The 14,841-nt window shown below is 58.6% G+C and carries 13 protein-coding genes; 9 read left to right on the top strand and 4 right to left on the bottom strand.

Features of this window, described 5'->3' with window-relative positions:
• The first annotated feature begins 18 nt into the window (after positions 1–18).
• The 5 genes from ACP8J1_RS02725 (at position 19) to ACP8J1_RS02705 (ending at position 3,743) form a co-directional block, all read left to right on the top strand.
• A complete protein-coding gene (locus tag ACP8J1_RS02725) occupies positions 19–462 on the top strand; it encodes a hypothetical protein (RefSeq protein ID WP_023020690.1) in 444 nt (147 codons plus the stop codon).
• 41 nt (positions 463–503) lie between these two features.
• Positions 504–1,085, top strand: coding sequence for an ABC transporter ATP-binding protein (locus ACP8J1_RS02720; RefSeq protein ID WP_023020689.1), 582 nt, complete (start codon positions 504–506; stop codon positions 1,083–1,085).
• Positions 1,082–2,104 carry a hypothetical protein gene (locus ACP8J1_RS02715; protein WP_023020688.1) on the top strand — a complete coding sequence of 341 codons (1,023 nt, stop codon included), beginning with the start codon at positions 1,082–1,084 and terminating at the stop codon, positions 2,102–2,104. Before ACP8J1_RS02720 ends, ACP8J1_RS02715 begins: the two co-directional genes overlap by 4 nt.
• Before the next feature lie 140 nt (positions 2,105–2,244).
• On the top strand, positions 2,245–2,622 hold the full coding sequence (locus tag ACP8J1_RS02710) for a GntR family transcriptional regulator (RefSeq protein WP_023020687.1): 378 nt from the start codon (positions 2,245–2,247) through the stop codon (positions 2,620–2,622).
• Positions 2,619–3,743, top strand: coding sequence for a DUF5808 domain-containing protein (locus ACP8J1_RS02705; RefSeq protein WP_023020686.1), 1,125 nt, complete (start codon positions 2,619–2,621; stop codon positions 3,741–3,743). Before ACP8J1_RS02710 ends, ACP8J1_RS02705 begins: the two co-directional genes overlap by 4 nt.
• A gap of 175 nt (positions 3,744–3,918) precedes the next feature.
• Here the strand turns inward: ACP8J1_RS02705 and ACP8J1_RS02700 are convergent, their stop codons facing one another.
• Positions 3,919–7,350: a pyruvate carboxylase gene (locus ACP8J1_RS02700; RefSeq protein WP_023020685.1), complete on the bottom strand. Its 3,432-nt coding sequence runs from the start codon at positions 7,348–7,350 to the stop codon at positions 3,919–3,921.
• Between the two features lie 377 nt (positions 7,351–7,727).
• Here ACP8J1_RS02700 and ACP8J1_RS02695 point away from each other — a divergent pair, with 377 nt between their 5' ends.
• The 3 genes from ACP8J1_RS02695 to ACP8J1_RS02685 are packed head-to-tail and all read left to right on the top strand — an operon-like array spanning position 7,728 to position 9,623.
• Positions 7,728–8,096, top strand: coding sequence for a GntR family transcriptional regulator (locus ACP8J1_RS02695; protein ID WP_034655774.1), 369 nt, complete (start codon positions 7,728–7,730; stop codon positions 8,094–8,096).
• Entirely contained in the window at positions 8,083–8,937 is an 855-nt protein-coding gene (locus ACP8J1_RS02690) for an ATP-binding cassette domain-containing protein (protein ID WP_023020683.1), read from the top strand. The genes ACP8J1_RS02695 and ACP8J1_RS02690 overlap by 14 nt, the downstream gene beginning before the upstream one ends.
• A 2-nt stretch (positions 8,938–8,939) precedes the next feature.
• The gene (locus ACP8J1_RS02685) at positions 8,940–9,623 is read left to right on the top strand and encodes a hypothetical protein (protein ID WP_023020682.1); all 684 of its coding nucleotides are present in this window, start codon (positions 8,940–8,942) and stop codon (positions 9,621–9,623) included.
• Between the two features lie 88 nt (positions 9,624–9,711).
• On the opposite strand, the gene ACP8J1_RS02680 is transcribed toward ACP8J1_RS02685, so the two are convergent.
• The 3 genes from ACP8J1_RS02680 to prpD are packed head-to-tail and all read right to left on the bottom strand — an operon-like array spanning position 9,712 to position 13,327.
• Positions 9,712–10,869: a bifunctional 2-methylcitrate synthase/citrate synthase gene (locus tag ACP8J1_RS02680; RefSeq protein WP_023020681.1), complete on the bottom strand. Its 1,158-nt coding sequence runs from the start codon at positions 10,867–10,869 to the stop codon at positions 9,712–9,714.
• A gap of 14 nt (positions 10,870–10,883) precedes the next feature.
• A complete protein-coding gene (gene prpB / locus ACP8J1_RS02675; RefSeq protein ID WP_023020680.1) occupies positions 10,884–11,816 on the bottom strand; it encodes a methylisocitrate lyase in 933 nt (310 codons plus the stop codon).
• The gene (gene prpD, locus ACP8J1_RS02670) at positions 11,816–13,327 is read right to left on the bottom strand and encodes a 2-methylcitrate dehydratase PrpD (RefSeq protein ID WP_023027816.1); all 1,512 of its coding nucleotides are present in this window, start codon (positions 13,325–13,327) and stop codon (positions 11,816–11,818) included. The genes prpB and prpD overlap by 1 nt, the downstream gene beginning before the upstream one ends.
• 167 nt (positions 13,328–13,494) lie before the next feature.
• On the opposite strand from prpD, the gene ACP8J1_RS02665 reads away from it, so the two are divergent.
• Positions 13,495–14,808: a short-chain fatty acyl-CoA regulator family protein gene (locus tag ACP8J1_RS02665; RefSeq protein ID WP_023020678.1), complete on the top strand. Its 1,314-nt coding sequence runs from the start codon at positions 13,495–13,497 to the stop codon at positions 14,806–14,808.
• Positions 14,809–14,841: the final 33 nt, after the last annotated feature.

The following is a 14,841-nucleotide window of genomic DNA, read 5'->3' as shown; positions in this document are numbered from 1 at the left end:
CCCGCTAGCCTTGGAAGAATGACTGCTTCTTCCCTCGGCGTACGCTTGGCCAAGGAAGAGGATCGTGATTATCTCGCGGTCCTCTTCCCTTCTTATATCTCTGAGTGGTCCCCCATCGTGGACGGCGGTGTCCTCGCCTTGCCCATGTCCGCGAACGAGGATCCCACCACTGCTCCCCGCGGCGCCGCGCTTTTGCGCTACTACCCCGCCGCTGACAAAGGCCCAGCTTTCTTGGGCGATCCCTTAGCCCACCCGCTTGACGACGCCGCCTGGCTCACCCCCTTCGATCCCGAGGAAATCCCCGAGCTCGTCGTCGCCACCGACGATCCAGCCGCCCGCACCCTGCTCATTAGCAACGCCATCGACCTCGCGGCCGAGCAGACCGCTCCTGGTATCTCGTCGGCCACGCCCCTACCTGGTTTCGAGGAGCTTGCCCCAGGTAAATTCTTCCGCCGCTTTTAGCCCCCCCAGGGTCCAGCCGCCTGTCTGCTAACCTGGCAACAATGTTGACAATAGATGCAGACTACGGACATTCCGCCGCCTTGGGGCACCTAAATCGCAGCTTTGATGTCGGTCGCGTATACGGCCTGAAAGGCCCGAATGGTGCGGGTAAATCTACGCTGCTGCAGACGTTGAGCGGCGAGATTGCCCCACTAAATGGCACCGTTTTCATCGACGGTGCCGCGCCCGGTAGCGCTGCGGCGGCCGGTTCCGTCATCTCCGTCGGGGACCCAGTCTTTCTCCCCGACCTCACCGTGGGTGAGCACTTTAGTGTGCTATCCCGCCGGACCGGCGTGGACTTTACCGAGATCCATGAGCTCTGGGCCCTCGACCAAGCCATCCTGAATTCTGCGGTCAGCGATCTTTCCTCGGGCCAGCGCCAGCGCGTCTACCTCGCAGCCCAGCTCTATCAGCCGGCCAAAGCCCTGCTTATCGACGAGCCCGAACGCCACCTCGACCACACCTGGATCGACTTTTTGGCCGAGGAGCTACGCCACCTCGCAGCCGATGGCCGCTGTGTTGTACTTGCTTCCCATTCTCCAGCCATCTTCGATGCCTGCGACGAGGTGGTGGAGATTTCATGAAACTTCTCTCCACAGCCTCCTCAGCCATCTATTACACTTTCATCGCGGCACTTATCGCGAGCGTCAGCGTCTACGCCTGGCACAATGCTGCAGCGCTTCTGCCCTCGCTAACACAGCGCACGGCCGCTGCTCTGCCCGCAACCGCGACCATTGGCGCCGGGCTCGGCTCGATCGCCCTCATCGTTCTCCTCGAGGCGCTCTATCCGCTGCGCAGCCTTTCGCTCGGGCGTTGGGTCTATGCGGATAGGCCGCGGGGGCGCATGGGAGGCGTCGATAAGCTGTCTATTGCGCAACTCGCCGGCATAAGCCTCCTTGGCCTCGCCCTGTGCACGTCACTGCATCTTCCACTCTATGCGGCGATAACCCTACCCCTGCTGCGGTTTGTCATCGGCTGGCGGTCCTTCGATCTCGCCTCGCTCCTTCACGCGGGCCGTACCCGTGCCATCGGCTCGTCCTCCTTTGGGCTACTGGATTCTGAGGTTTCTGCCGATGCCATCGCCTCCCAATCCGCGCGCCTGCGCCCGCGCTCGCGTGCCACGGCTTCGCTCAGTCTCCTTTTTGCTTGGCGCCTGTATCGCCGGTGGTACATCCCCCTCGGTGCGGTCGCCGTCATGGGGCTGACCCTAGCGCTTGCCCCACAACTCGGCAGCTTGGCGCTCATAGGATTCGCTGCCGCATGGTCAATTGTCGGCGCCGCCACCGGCCGCGCTGCATCCTTTGGCCGCATCACCGACGGCACCTGGCCCGACTGGGGGCTACCCTTGGCTGCTTCCGCAGGTGCCGCAGTTCTTGGCACCACCTTCATCGCCTTGGTGTGGAAGCTGTCTTTGATCACGCTCGCAGCGTGTTGTTTAGGGCTTACCTACGCCGCCTTTAAACGTTCCCGCCCCGCACGTGTGACCACCATGAATATCATCGATACCGGCGGCTTCGGCGCCTCCTTCTCTCCCGAGGTCTTCGGTTACTTCATGCGCGGGAGCTACGGTATTGCTGCCATCGCAGTAGCCCTTTTCCTCTAGTCTCCTCGCCTCAACGCCCCAGGTATATCACTGCTTTAAGTCACACATACCTGGGGTTTCTTTGTGATCTTATTTTGTATTACACTAAGCAATACAGATTGTGTTACTGTAAGTGATACAAAAGAGATTGGAGGTGACACATGTTTATTAACCTCAACCCCGAATCTGACGTCCCCGTATTTCAACAAATTCACGATGAAATCGTCGTGGCTATCGCTCGCGGACAACTTTCCGATGGCGACAAGCTAGATCCCGTCCGCCGCGTTGCCAAGGATATAGGCATTAACCCCGCCACCGTGAAGAAGGCCTACGACCTCTTGGTTTCCGATGGCCTCGTAGAAACCGCTGGCCGCTCCGGCTCCATCGTCCGGCCTGGTGCTCGCACCACCGCGCAAGAAAAACAACTGGAAGAGCAATTAAGCCGCATAGTCGCACTAGCCCGCGCACAGGGCTTTAGCCCAGATGAGCTACACGCTCGACTCAGCTCCACCCTTAATGACCTGGAAGTATCGTCATGATTTTCACACTTTTAATGGCCGCCACCACCCTTGCTATCACTTGGATTATGGCCCAAACGCCCTCCCTGGCCTCACCTGGCACACCGCTCGGCGTCCGCGTACCCAAGGCTTATCTTTCCGATCCTGCCGTTACCTCCGCCCTTGCCGGATTCAAGGTACGAACGTGGACCTGTGGCATTGCGGCGACGGTCCTGTCCCTCTTTGCCTGGAAACTACCGCTATTAGCCGCCGTACCTTCCCTCGTGGTAGCGCTCGGTGGCATGTGGGCTTATCTATCCCAGCGCCGCCGCATCATCGCCGCTAAAAAAGCGGGCGGCTGGTTCGACGAGGTGGAAACCACCATCGCTGCCCGTGTTTCCCACAAATCCATTGGCACGCCCAACTTCGACGGCTTCCCTACGCCGACTTTTCCATGGGTAACCATGCTCTCTTCCCTGTTGTGCATCGCGGCCGGTGTAATCATCGTCGCTTCCCACTGGTCCGATATTCCTGCCCCCGTTCCAGTGCACTGGAATTCTTCCATGGAGGCAGATAATTGGAGCGAAAAGAATATCGGCAGCGTATTTTTTACCTCATTCACCGCCTTAGGAATGCTCTTTCTTTTCGCCGTCATCTGCTCTTTTATCGCACATAGTGAGGTATCCCCACGTTCAGAACGCAGCATTAAAGCGCGACTGCGCAACGAAGCAAACCTCGCCTTCACGAACACCGGAATGGGAGTTCTCACCCTGCTCGTGTGTGCCGGCATGACCTTCCTACAAGTAACCGGCCCTGTACCGCAATTTCAACGGTTCACCGGCGCCGCCGTTATCACGATGTTGGTTCTTACCGTCGGTGGCAGCATCGGACTGGTTGCGTTTCTTCTCTACAAGCAATCTCAATTGTCTGAGCAACTGCGTGGAATCCGCTTTCCCGATGAAGACAATGAATCGCCGGACAATGACCACCTCTATAAATGGGGTGTGATGTATTACAACCCGGATGATCCGGCGGTACTGGTAGACAAGCGCTTCGGTACGGGAATGTCCTTCAATTATGCCCGGTGGCAGGCCAAAGTCTTTCTCAGCCTCGTAGCACTCATCTTGGTTGGTTCTTTAGCATTGCCCGCTATCTTAGACTAAGACAAGCCTCCGATATCATCGCGAATCAACGATTTCGTCCATCTAAACCAACGGTTTCGTCGACGGTTTTGGTCATTTGGACGGGCGAAATCGTTGATTTTCACCACAGCTAGACACCAAAGCGCCCCGCTGCCTCGAGATAAATCGAAGGAAGCGGGGCGTTTAAGTGTGCAGACTAGTTGATTACGGCAATGAGGTCGCCGCCTTCAACCTTGGTGGCCTGGCCGATGGCCACGCGCTCGACCACGCCATCCTTGGTGGCGGAGATGGATGCTTCCATCTTCATCGCCTCGATGACGGCGATTTGGTCGCCGGCCTTTACCTCGTCGCCAGGCTTGGCGGTCGGGTTGACCACGCCGGCGAATGGTGCGGCGACGTGGCCCTCGTTGGAGGGGTCGGCCTTTTCTACCGTGGCGACCGTAGATTCGGCGTTCTCGTCGCGCACCTTCATTGGGCGGATCTGGCCGTTGACGTTGAGAACCACGTTACGCATGCCCTTCTCGTCCGGCTCACCCACGGCGTCGAGACGCACCACGACCTGCTTGAGGTCTGCGCGATCGGTGGAGTCCTCTGGGAAGTAGTGGACGACCTTTTCTTCGCCTTCAGTCAGACCGTAGAAGAAGGTGGTATCCGTAAGTGCTTCGGTATTGCCGTACTTACGGCGGAACTCGTTGAATTCTTCAAACTGCTTCGGGAAAAGCAGACGGTTCAGGCAGGCACGGCGCTCCTCCGAGTTATCGGACTCGAGGTGTGGCTGCTCCTCAGCAGGAACTTCGCTGATTTGGGCGCCGGTCGCCTCGCGACCGTCGAGCACCTTATCGCGCAGTTCCGGCCAACCGCCCGGAGGAGTACCGAGCTGGCCACGCAGGAACTGGTTGACCGAGTCCGGAATATCGAACTTGGTCGGGTTGGCAGCAAAGTCATCAGGGTCTACGCCTGCACCCACAAGGTGCAGGGCAAGGTCACCTACAACCTTGGAAGACGGGGTGACCTTGGTCGGACGGCCCAGCATCTCATTGACCGCTGCATAGGTGTCCTCGATGACCTCGAAGCGATCCGCCAAGCCAAGAGCAACGGCTTGGGCACGCAGGTTGGAGAGCTGACCGCCTGGAATCTCGTGCTTGTACACGCGACCGGTCGGGCCAGGGATGCCGTTCTCGAACGGGGCGTAGAGCTGGCGCACGGCCTCCCAGTACGGCTCGAGATCGGAAACCGCTTGCAGGTCAATGCTGGTATCCCGATTGGATTGGGAGAAGGCAGCAATAAGCGCAGACAGCGATGGCTGCGAGGTAGTACCGGCCAGTGGTGCGGAGGCGCCATCGACGATGTCGGCACCAGAGAGCGCAGCCGCATAATAAGTAGCCATCTGCCCGCCCGCGGTGTCGTGGGTGTGGACGTGCACCGGCAGGTCGAATTCCTTGCGCAGCGCCATAACTAGCTTGGAAGCGGCCTCAGGGCGTAGCAGACCGGCCATATCCTTGATGGCGAGGATATGGGCGCCGGACTCCACAATCTGCTCGGCCAGCTTGAGGTAGTAATCCAGCGTGTACAGGTTCTCCTTCGGTGAGGAAAGGTCGCCGGAGTACGCCATGGCCACCTCAGCAACGGTGGTATTGGTCTCGAGGACGGCTTCGATGGCGGGGCGCATCTGGGAGACGTCGTTAAGTGCATCGAAAATGCGGAAGACATCGACGCCCGACTTGGCTGCTTCCTGGACGAAGCCGCGGCAGACCGAATCCGGGTATGGGGTATAGCCCACGGTATTGCGGCCGCGCAGGAGCATCTGGATATTCTGGTTCGGCATAGCCTCGCGCAGCATGTCTAGGCGTACCCAGGGGTCCTCGTGGAGGAAGCGCATGGCGACGTCATAAGTCGCACCACCCCATGCCTCCACGGAGAAGAGATTAGGGGTCATGCGAGCGACAGCCTCGGCGGCGGAAACCAGCGCAGTACTACGCACGCGGGTGGCCAGCAGGGACTGGTGGGCATCGCGGAAAGTGGTGTCCGTAACCATGAGTGCGTGCTGCTTACGGATCTTTTCTGCCCACTTCTGTGGACCAAACTCGAGCAGATCATCACGCGAACCGCGTGGCAGCGGCTCGGAAAGGTCCAGCTCGGGGAGCTTGTCAAAGGGACGAAGTGCCGTCGGGCGCTCGCCGTTGGGTTTATTAACGGTGGTCTCCGCAATGTACTCGAGGATTCGACCAGACTCATCGACGGCGGGCGGCGCCTTGAGCAGGTGCGGATGCGCGTTGATGAAGCCGGTGTCCACACGGGTCTGAGTGAAGTCCGGCTCGCGCAGCAGGGCGCGCAAGAAGCCGATATTGGTGGCCACACCGGAGACGTGGAACTCGTTGAGCGCGCGCTGGGCGCGCTGCACGGCCTGCTCGAAATTGACGCCGCGGCAGGTCATCTTTACCAGCAGGGAGTCGAAGTTCGGCGATACCTCTGCGCCCACAGAAGTTGCACCGTCCAAACGCACGCCAGCGCCACCCGGCGAACGATACGCGGTCAGCGTACCGGTATCCGGGCGGAAACCATTATTCGGATCTTCAGTGGTAATGCGGCACTGCAGGGCAGACCCGGTGATGGAAATCTTGTCTTGGGAGAGGTGAATATCCTCCAGCGAGGCACCGGCTGCGATATTCATCTGGGCCTTCACGATGTCGACGCCGGTGATTTCCTCGGTCACGGTGTGCTCAACCTGCACACGCGGGTTCATCTCGATAAAGACGTGGTTGCCGCGCTCATCCACGAGGAATTCCACGGTACCCGCGCCCTCATAGTTGATGTGCTCGCAGAACTTCACCGCATCCTGGCAGATGCGGTCACGCAGCTCTGGGTCTAGCGTCGGCGCTGGGGCGATTTCCACTACCTTCTGGTGGCGGCGCTGGACGGAGCAGTCACGCTCAAAGAGGTGAATAACGTTGCCTTGGCTATCAGCCAGAATCTGCACCTCGATGTGCTGTGGCTTGATTACCGCGGTCTCGAGGTAGACGCTGCCATCGCCGAAAGCGGCTTCCGCTTCGCGGGAGGCCTCGGCAGCCTTCTCGCGCAGCTGATCTTCGGATTCTACGAAGCGCATTCCGCGCCCGCCACCACCGGCAACGGCCTTAACGAATACGGGGAAATTGAAATCCTTGGAGTATTCCACCAGCTTATCGACGTCCGTCGATGGCTCCGAATCCTGCAACGTCGGCAGCCCAGCTTCCTTCGCCGCGCTTACCGCTGCAGCCTTATCACCAGTCAAATCCAGTGTGGATGGGGTCGGGCCAATGAACTTAATTCCATTGTCCTCACAGGCACGAGCGAGATCCGCGCGCTCCGAAAGAAAACCGTAGCCGGGGTAAATAGCATCCGCTTCCGCCTTCTTCGCGGCGCGAATAACTTCATCGATATCGAGATAAGCCTTTACCGGCTGCCCCTCGGTACCAATACGGACGGCTTCATCTGCAAAGGCACGATGGAAGGAGTTACGGTCTTCACGAGGGTAGACCGCGACGGTCTTTGCCCCAGTTTCAAAGGCAGCGCGGAATGCACGCACGGCGATTTCGCCGCGGTTGGCTACCAGAATCTTTTTGAACGATGGAAGCGCGGGATTAGCCACTTCTGTGTTCCTTTCAGCTCGGAAGACGCCGCGATGCAACGCCTCCTGTTGGGTGATCCGCATCTCAGTCTAGAGGGCCACTCCTCAAATGTCTGCCCTTTTTGACGCCTAATTCGCCACACTTACCAGCCACGGAGCCGCCTTGCGGATATTTCTACAGGTCGACCAGTAATAACAAGGTTAGCGATTCTGTAAATGTTGCAAATTTTTGATTCAACAACTTACACAACGGGGACACCCGCTTTTACACCGCAGCTCCACCTCGTATCACGCCTACCGTTGACCGTGGTCACTTTTCGTTATATGGTTACACACATAGGTGGATAACCCATACACCAGGAAGGGAACCATATGCCACGAATCAGAGGGGCCACATCATGAGTGACACCCGGCCTATTTACCAGCAACTGGCAGGAGGAATCAGGGACATGATTATCAGCGGCGAGCTGTCAGAGGGGACACGCGCCCCCAGCACCAACGAGCTTTCCGCATTCCACTCCGTCAATCCGACTACCTCTGCCAAGGCTCTCACTGTCCTCTTCGAGGAAGGGCTGCTAGAAAAGCGCCGCGGCTTGGGCATGTTTGTACGCGAAGGCGCGCGCGAGAAGGTTCGCCATCAACGCCAAGAATCACTCAGGGAAGACTTCATCGTTCCCCTCCTGAAAGAAGGGGCCGCATTGGGATTAAGCGCTAGTGACATCGCTGACCTCATCGAAGCCGAAGGAGACCATCATGACGCACCTTAAGTTGCAGAACGTTACCTGCAAGCGCCGCCTGCACGTGCCGCACCTCGTTCTCAACTCCGGCATGTACGGATTGATCGGGCCCAATGGCGCCGGCAAGACCACGCTTTTGCGCACGGTAGCGGGGTTCCTGCCTACCAAGGGCAGCATCGATACCCCACAGGTGGCGATCGCGCGCACCGGCGCCGATATCTTGCTTTCCGGTTCTACTGTGGCCCAACACCTGCGGGCCGCAGAGCACGTCCGCGAAAGATTCGACGTGGGGTATGCGGAGGAGCTTTTGGATAGTTTGGGCGTCGACAAGCGCAGCAAGAATCGCTCTCTCAGCACCGGCCAGCGCCAGCTGGTTGCCTGTGCCACTGCCCTGGCAGCGCGCACCCCGGTCACTCTGCTCGATGAGCCTTTCAATGGCTTGGACGCACCGACGCGCACGCGCCTGCGAGAGCTCATCATCGCCCATGCCGCCACCACTCCGGATTGGCTACTCGCGCTCTCTTCTCATCGCGCCGAAGACCTCGTCGGCTTGGTTGACCAGGTCATTACCGTGCACGACGGCACTGTTAATAAGCCCACCGATCTTGAATCTCAGCGGCCGCACTACCCCGTGCTCACCGGCAGCGCAAAAGACGTTGAGCAAGCACTCGCGCTTGCCGACGCCCTCCCCCTCCACCAATCCTCCCTCGGCTCCACCGCCAAGGTTCATGCCTGGTCCCCAGTACCGTTTCCAGCTGATACCGCAGCCGCCGCCCACGTCACTGTTTCCTACCTCGACGATGGTCAACTCATTGATTCCCTTGTCTCCCGCGCCCATGAATCCACCCGCACCTCACAAGAGGAGTCCTAGTCATGAAGCTATTGAAGTCCTTCAACCTCAACGCCACCAAAGCGCTCATCGTTATTAGCATCATCGTCATTTTGCTGTGGGTTCTCCCGTATGCCGTCCCCAGCGATCCCTCTGCCATCGGTGCCAATCCGACTGGCTGGGGAATCTTCGCAGTCTTTATATGGGGTCTCTACTGCGCCTTCGCCGCAACCGAATACCGTTCCTTGCGTGGCCTGGGGATGCGACCCCGGCAATGGCTTAGCAGCATGCACGCGACACTGTGGCTAGCCGCGCTCATTTTTGGAGCCGTCGCCTGGACCGCTTACTACATCGCGCTGCAATCGGGTGCGTACGCGAATTCTTCGTGGGCAATCACCCCCGGCGCAGTAGAAGCCAGCCTTCCGTTTTGCTACGCGGCAACCTTCGGTAGCTTCGCCTGTGGTCACCTCATAACCGGATACATTGGCGCACTCATCGGTGTGGTAGTAAGTAGCGCAAACCAAAGCTCCCTATTCGTTCGGCTCCTGCTAATCGCCGGCATCATCATCGGCTTATTCCTAGCGGATGGCATCGTGATTACTCTCGCTGAATCATTTGGAGCTGTAGAAATCGGCGCCCCATGGCCCGGCATGTTTTTCTTCGCTGGTTTAGCTGTCCTTATCTGCACCGCAGCAATTCACATCCTGGCGCGGCGTATCCAGCCATAGCCCGACTGCAGAAAAACCACGACAGAAATGTCGGCTCCCCCGCTCCGGCCAACTTGACGGTGCCGGAGTCTGGGGGAGCTGACACGTTTTAGAAGGACTTCGGTGGAACCGAACGCTGCTCCTCGCCGTTATAGGCGGAAAGCGGACGGATAAGCGAGTTATTCTCGTTCTGCTCTACGATGTGCGCAGTCCAACCGGTAATGCGGGCCATGACAAAGATTGGTGTGAAGAATTCAATGTCAAAGCCCAGGATGTGATAGGCAGGTCCAGCCGGGAAGTCGAGGTTGGGCTTGATCTTGATGGAGGTATTTTCCTCCATCGTCTTGGCCATGACGTCATACATCTCAACCCACTGAGTTTGGTCGTGTTGTTCGGCCAGCTCCTTAAACGCTGCCTCCATTGTTGGCACGCGGGAGTCGCCATTTTTGTAGACGCGGTGACCAAATCCCATGACCAATTCCTTGTTCGCCAGCTTCTTTTTGGTCCACTCTTCTGCCTTGGCAGGATCAGCAATCTCCAGGAAGTTTTTCATCACAGCCTCGTTGGCGCCGCCATGCAGAGGCCCCTTGAGCGCGCCGATGGCCGCGACGATGGCGGAATAAGTATCGGACATGGTCGAGGTCACCACGCGGGCTGCAAAGGTGGAGGCGTTAAAGGAGTGCTCCGCATAGAGGATGAGGGACTTATCAAAGGCCTCGATATCGGCGCGGTTGGTAGCTGGGGAGCCTTCCTCATCACCGAAGACCATCCAGAGGAAGTTCTCCGCAAAGCCCTTCTTGCGAGAGGGCTGGATGTAGCCTTCGCCGCGGCGGCGCCGGATATCAAGCGCAATGATAGTGGGAATCTTAGCCATAAGCTCCAGCGCGGTGCGGCGGATATGTTCGGAATCCTTGGTGTATTCCTCTGGGTCCTGGGAACCGATATAGGAAATGGCGGTACGCAGTACATCCATCGGGTGACACGAGAGCGGCATGGACATGATGAGGTCGATGACGTGGCGCTCTAGGTGGCGCAAGGCCTTCTCGCGGGCGGAGAATCGAATAAGCGATTCTTGGCCTGGTAGTTTGCCGTTCCACAGCAGGTAGGCCACTTCCTCAAAGGAGCAGTAACGAGCCAGCTCCTGGACGGGATAACCGCGGTAGGTCAACGAGTTGGTTTCAGGAACGACCTTGGAAACGGCAGTTTCATCGACGACGACGCCGTATAGGCCCTTGCGGATTTCGGGGGTGTGGTTCTTATCAGACATGGTGGGAAATCTCCTTAGCTTTCAAAAGTGGGCTGGTAGGTGTCTTTGGAGTAGGTGAATACGGATTTATCGAAGTCGTTGTATTCCTCGTAGCGCACCAGTTCATAAAGGCGGGAGCGGTGTTGCATGCGCTCAAGCCAATCGGTTTGAATCCCGGTTTCTTGCATATCGCGCAGGAAGTCTTCGGTCACCCCCATAGCCACGCGGAAAGAGGAAACGGGCCAAATAACCGCGTTATAGCCGAGGTCTTCTAGCTGTTGCGCCGAAAGCAGCTCGGTTTTGCCGAACTCGGTCATATTTGCCAGCAGTGGGGTATCCACCGCGGCGCGGAATTTCTCAAAGTCTTCCGGACGGTACAAAGCCTCGGTGAAAATGAGGTCTGCTCCGGCATCGGCATAAGCCTTGGCACGGTCGATGGCATCATCGATGCCGTTTACTCCTGCGGCGTCGGTGCGGGCGCAGATAATGAAATTCGGGTCGCGCCGCTCGTTGACCGCGGCGCTAATGCGGCGGACCATGATGTCTTTGTCCACCACTTCTTTGCCGTCGAGATGCCCGCAGCGCTTCGGGTTAACTTGGTCCTCAAGGTGGCAGCCGGCAAGACCAGCGTCCTCGAGTGCGGCGATGGTGCGGGCGGCGGACATGGGTTCGCCGAAGCCAGTGTCGGCGTCGACAAGCACAGGCAAATCCGTCGCACGAGCAATCTGCCCGGAGCGCTGCGCCACCTCGCTCAGGGTGGTCAGGCCAATATCGGGAAGACCCAAATCATTAGCCAGCACCGCACCGGAGACATAAACGCCGCCGAAACCACCGATATCCTGGATTAGGCGCGCGGTCAGGGGATTAAACGCGCCCGGCAAGCGGGTGATGGTGCCGGATTCAAGGTCAGCGCGGAAGTGCTGGCGCTTTTCCGCGGCAGTTTTTATAGAGCCAAATAGTCCTGCCATTAGAAGATTCCTTTCGGTTTCTCAGGCGCGCTGGCCACGTGAGCATCAGTCACCCGAACGTTGAGCTCGGTCAGGTCGGTGAGGTTTTCCAAGTTCTGGACCGCATTGAGGAAACGTTCTTGTTCGGCCTCCTCCACGATGCCGGCCGCAAGCTTGGTGAATTTCTCTATGTACTGCTCGCGGGCAAAAGGACGCGCGCCCAGCGGGTGGGCATCTGCAACTGCGCGCTCATCTTCTACCACGGTGCCGTCTTTGAAGGTGATAACCGCCTTGCCGCCAAAGGCCTTTTCAGACAGGTCGTTGGAGTGATAGCGACGGGTCCACTCAGGGTCTTCGACAGTGGAAATCTTGTGCCACAGCTCGATAGTCTCCGGGCGGTTGGCGCGCTCGGACGCGTAGGAAGCCTCGTGGTCCCACTCGCCATCCTCGAGGGCTACGGCAAAGATGTACATGATGGAGTGATCCAGCGTCTCGCGAGAAGCAGAGGGATCCATCTTTTGTGGATCGTTGGCACCGGTACCGATGACATAGTGCGTATGGTGCGAGGTGTGCAGAACAATGGACTCGATGTCCGCAGTCTTCAGGCCCTTTTCCGCCAGAGTTTTCTTTAGCGCAAAGGCCATATCGATGGGCGCTTGGGCCTGGTATTCCGCCGAGTGTTCCTTGGTATAGGTATCCAAGATGGCGCGCTTTTCCTCACCAGGTTCTGGCAAGGGGACCGTGTAGGTACGCTCCGGCGAATGCAGCATCCACGCGATGAATCCATCCTCGCCTTCCCAGATGGGCGCCGGCGCACCTTCGCCGCGCATCGCCCGGTCAACGGCTTCAATAGCCATCTTTCCCGCGAAGGCTGGGGCGTAGGCTTTCCAAGAGGAAATCAGGCCCTTACGGGATTGCCGGGTGGCGGTAGTGGTGTGCAGCGCCTGGCCCACCGCCTGGTAGATGGTGTCCCTATCTAGTCCAAGCATGGTGCCGATGCCGGCGGCCACGGAGGGGCCAAGATGTGCCACGTGATCAATCTTGTGCTCGTGCAGGCACATGCCTTTCACGAGGTTGACCTGGATTTCATAGCCGGTAGCGATGCCCCGGATAAGGTCTCGACCGTTAAGCCCCTTATGCTGGGCGGTAGCAAGCAGAGGTGGGATATTATCCCCGGGGTGCGAGTATTCAGCAGCCAGGAAAGTGTCGTGGTAATCCAGCTCGCGGACTGCAGTGCCATTGGCAAGCGCGGCCCATTCGGCCGAGTAAGTACCATCCACACCAAATACCGTGGAGCCTCCCTTAGTTACTGGGTGTGCCTGAGCCATGACGCGGGCAGAGGTTACCGGGCCACGCGCTACGGACGCCATCCCCACGGCCGCATTATCAATAATGCGGTTGATGATCATATCGGTGGTCTCGGCGGGAACCTCTACCGGATCCGCGGCTACTTCTGCCACCTTGTACGCCAGGTGCTCCTCATAGGGGAAATCCTCAGCGGATTTATGGGTTCTTACCTCGTGGTTCTTCACTAGATGGATCCTCCTCCACTCTGTAAATGCGTTGTGGATCACACTAAATGCTTGAATGTGCTGCGCGCTATAAGTATGGTGTGTGTAATCTAGCGGAATGAGTCAGTGAAATCTGCAAAGTTTGTGGTTTCAACTGCTCATGGCGGTGAAAGGCGGCATAGCAACCGATGACCAAGCATTATGCGGGGGCACGAATCCATGCACTGCGCAAGCAACGGGGACTCACACAGGTAGCGATGGCCAAACAATTGGGGCTGTCCACCAGCTACCTCAACCAGCTCGAAAACGACCAGCGCCCGCTTACCGTCACCGTGCTTATGCAATTAGCCCAGCGTTTTAACCTGGACCCCGGCTATTTTGCGAACGACCGCGATGCACGCACCATTACCGACCTGCGCCGGATCTTCCCCGAGGCCACCGAAGACTCCTTGGCCGACCTCGCCTCGCGCTTTCCGGAGCTCATGCCACGCTTCGTCGATGTCGCCACCCGCGCTCCGGCGCGCGAGCGCTCCCCCTTTGAGCTCGTGCGAGATTTTTTCTACGACGCCCATAACTACATTCACGAGCTCGATGTGCTGGCAGAAGAGCTCGCCGGCCAGCTCGGTGACCGGGTGCTACGCCGTGGCCGCCTAGCTTCCCGCATGCACGAGGACCTTGGCGTTACCGTCCGCTTTTCCCGGCCGGGCCCACGCCGCAGCTTCAACCCTGACACCCGAGAGCTTGCGCTTCGCGACGGCCTCTCCGAAGCCCAGCTAGTCTTTGAAATGGCGCTCCAATATTGCCTGCTTGCCTACCGCGATGTCTGCGATAACCTCGTCTCCGAACTTCCGGCAGGCGAAGCCCAAGAATTAGCTACTTTAGGTCTCGCGCAATACTTCGCTGCTGCGGTCACCATGCCCTATCAACCGTTCCTCTCGATGGCTGAGGAAACCCGCTACGATATCGACCTTTTGTGCAACTACTTTGGCACCGGTTTCGAAACCACCGCGCAACGCTTGGCTACTCTCCAGCGCCCAGGCCTTAACGGCGTTCCCTTTTCCTTCATCCGCACTGACCGCGCTGGGAATATCTCCAAGCGCCAATCCTCCACCGCCTTCCACTTCGCCCGCTCAGGAGGCTCTTGCCCGCTGTGGGTAGTCCACCGCGCCTTTGAAACGCCCAACCGCATCACTCGCCAGGTAGCCGCCATGCCAGATGGCCATGCCTACCTGTGGATAGGCCGCTTTGTGCAAGGAACCGCAAAATCCTGGGGCACCCCACGCAAGGAATTCGCCGTGGGCTTAGGCTGCGATATCTCTGAGGCCGACCGCATCGTCTACGCCGATGCTCTTAATCTAGATGTATCCGCCGCCACCCCTATCGGCCCTGGTTGCATCGCGTGCCCGCGTGAACATTGTCCCCAGCGTGCCCTTCCACAAGCAGATCGCCCCATCCAGGTTTCGCTCAATCGCACCGCCGAGCATTCCTACTCCACCTTCTAGCAACGCATGCAAAAGCGCCCGCCCTAGGCTGGT

The sequence above is a fragment of the Corynebacterium sp. LaCa_205 genome (genome assembly GCF_057458085.1).
Note: the sequence above shows the minus strand (reverse complement) of the source record. Positions and strands in the feature narration are given on the sequence as shown.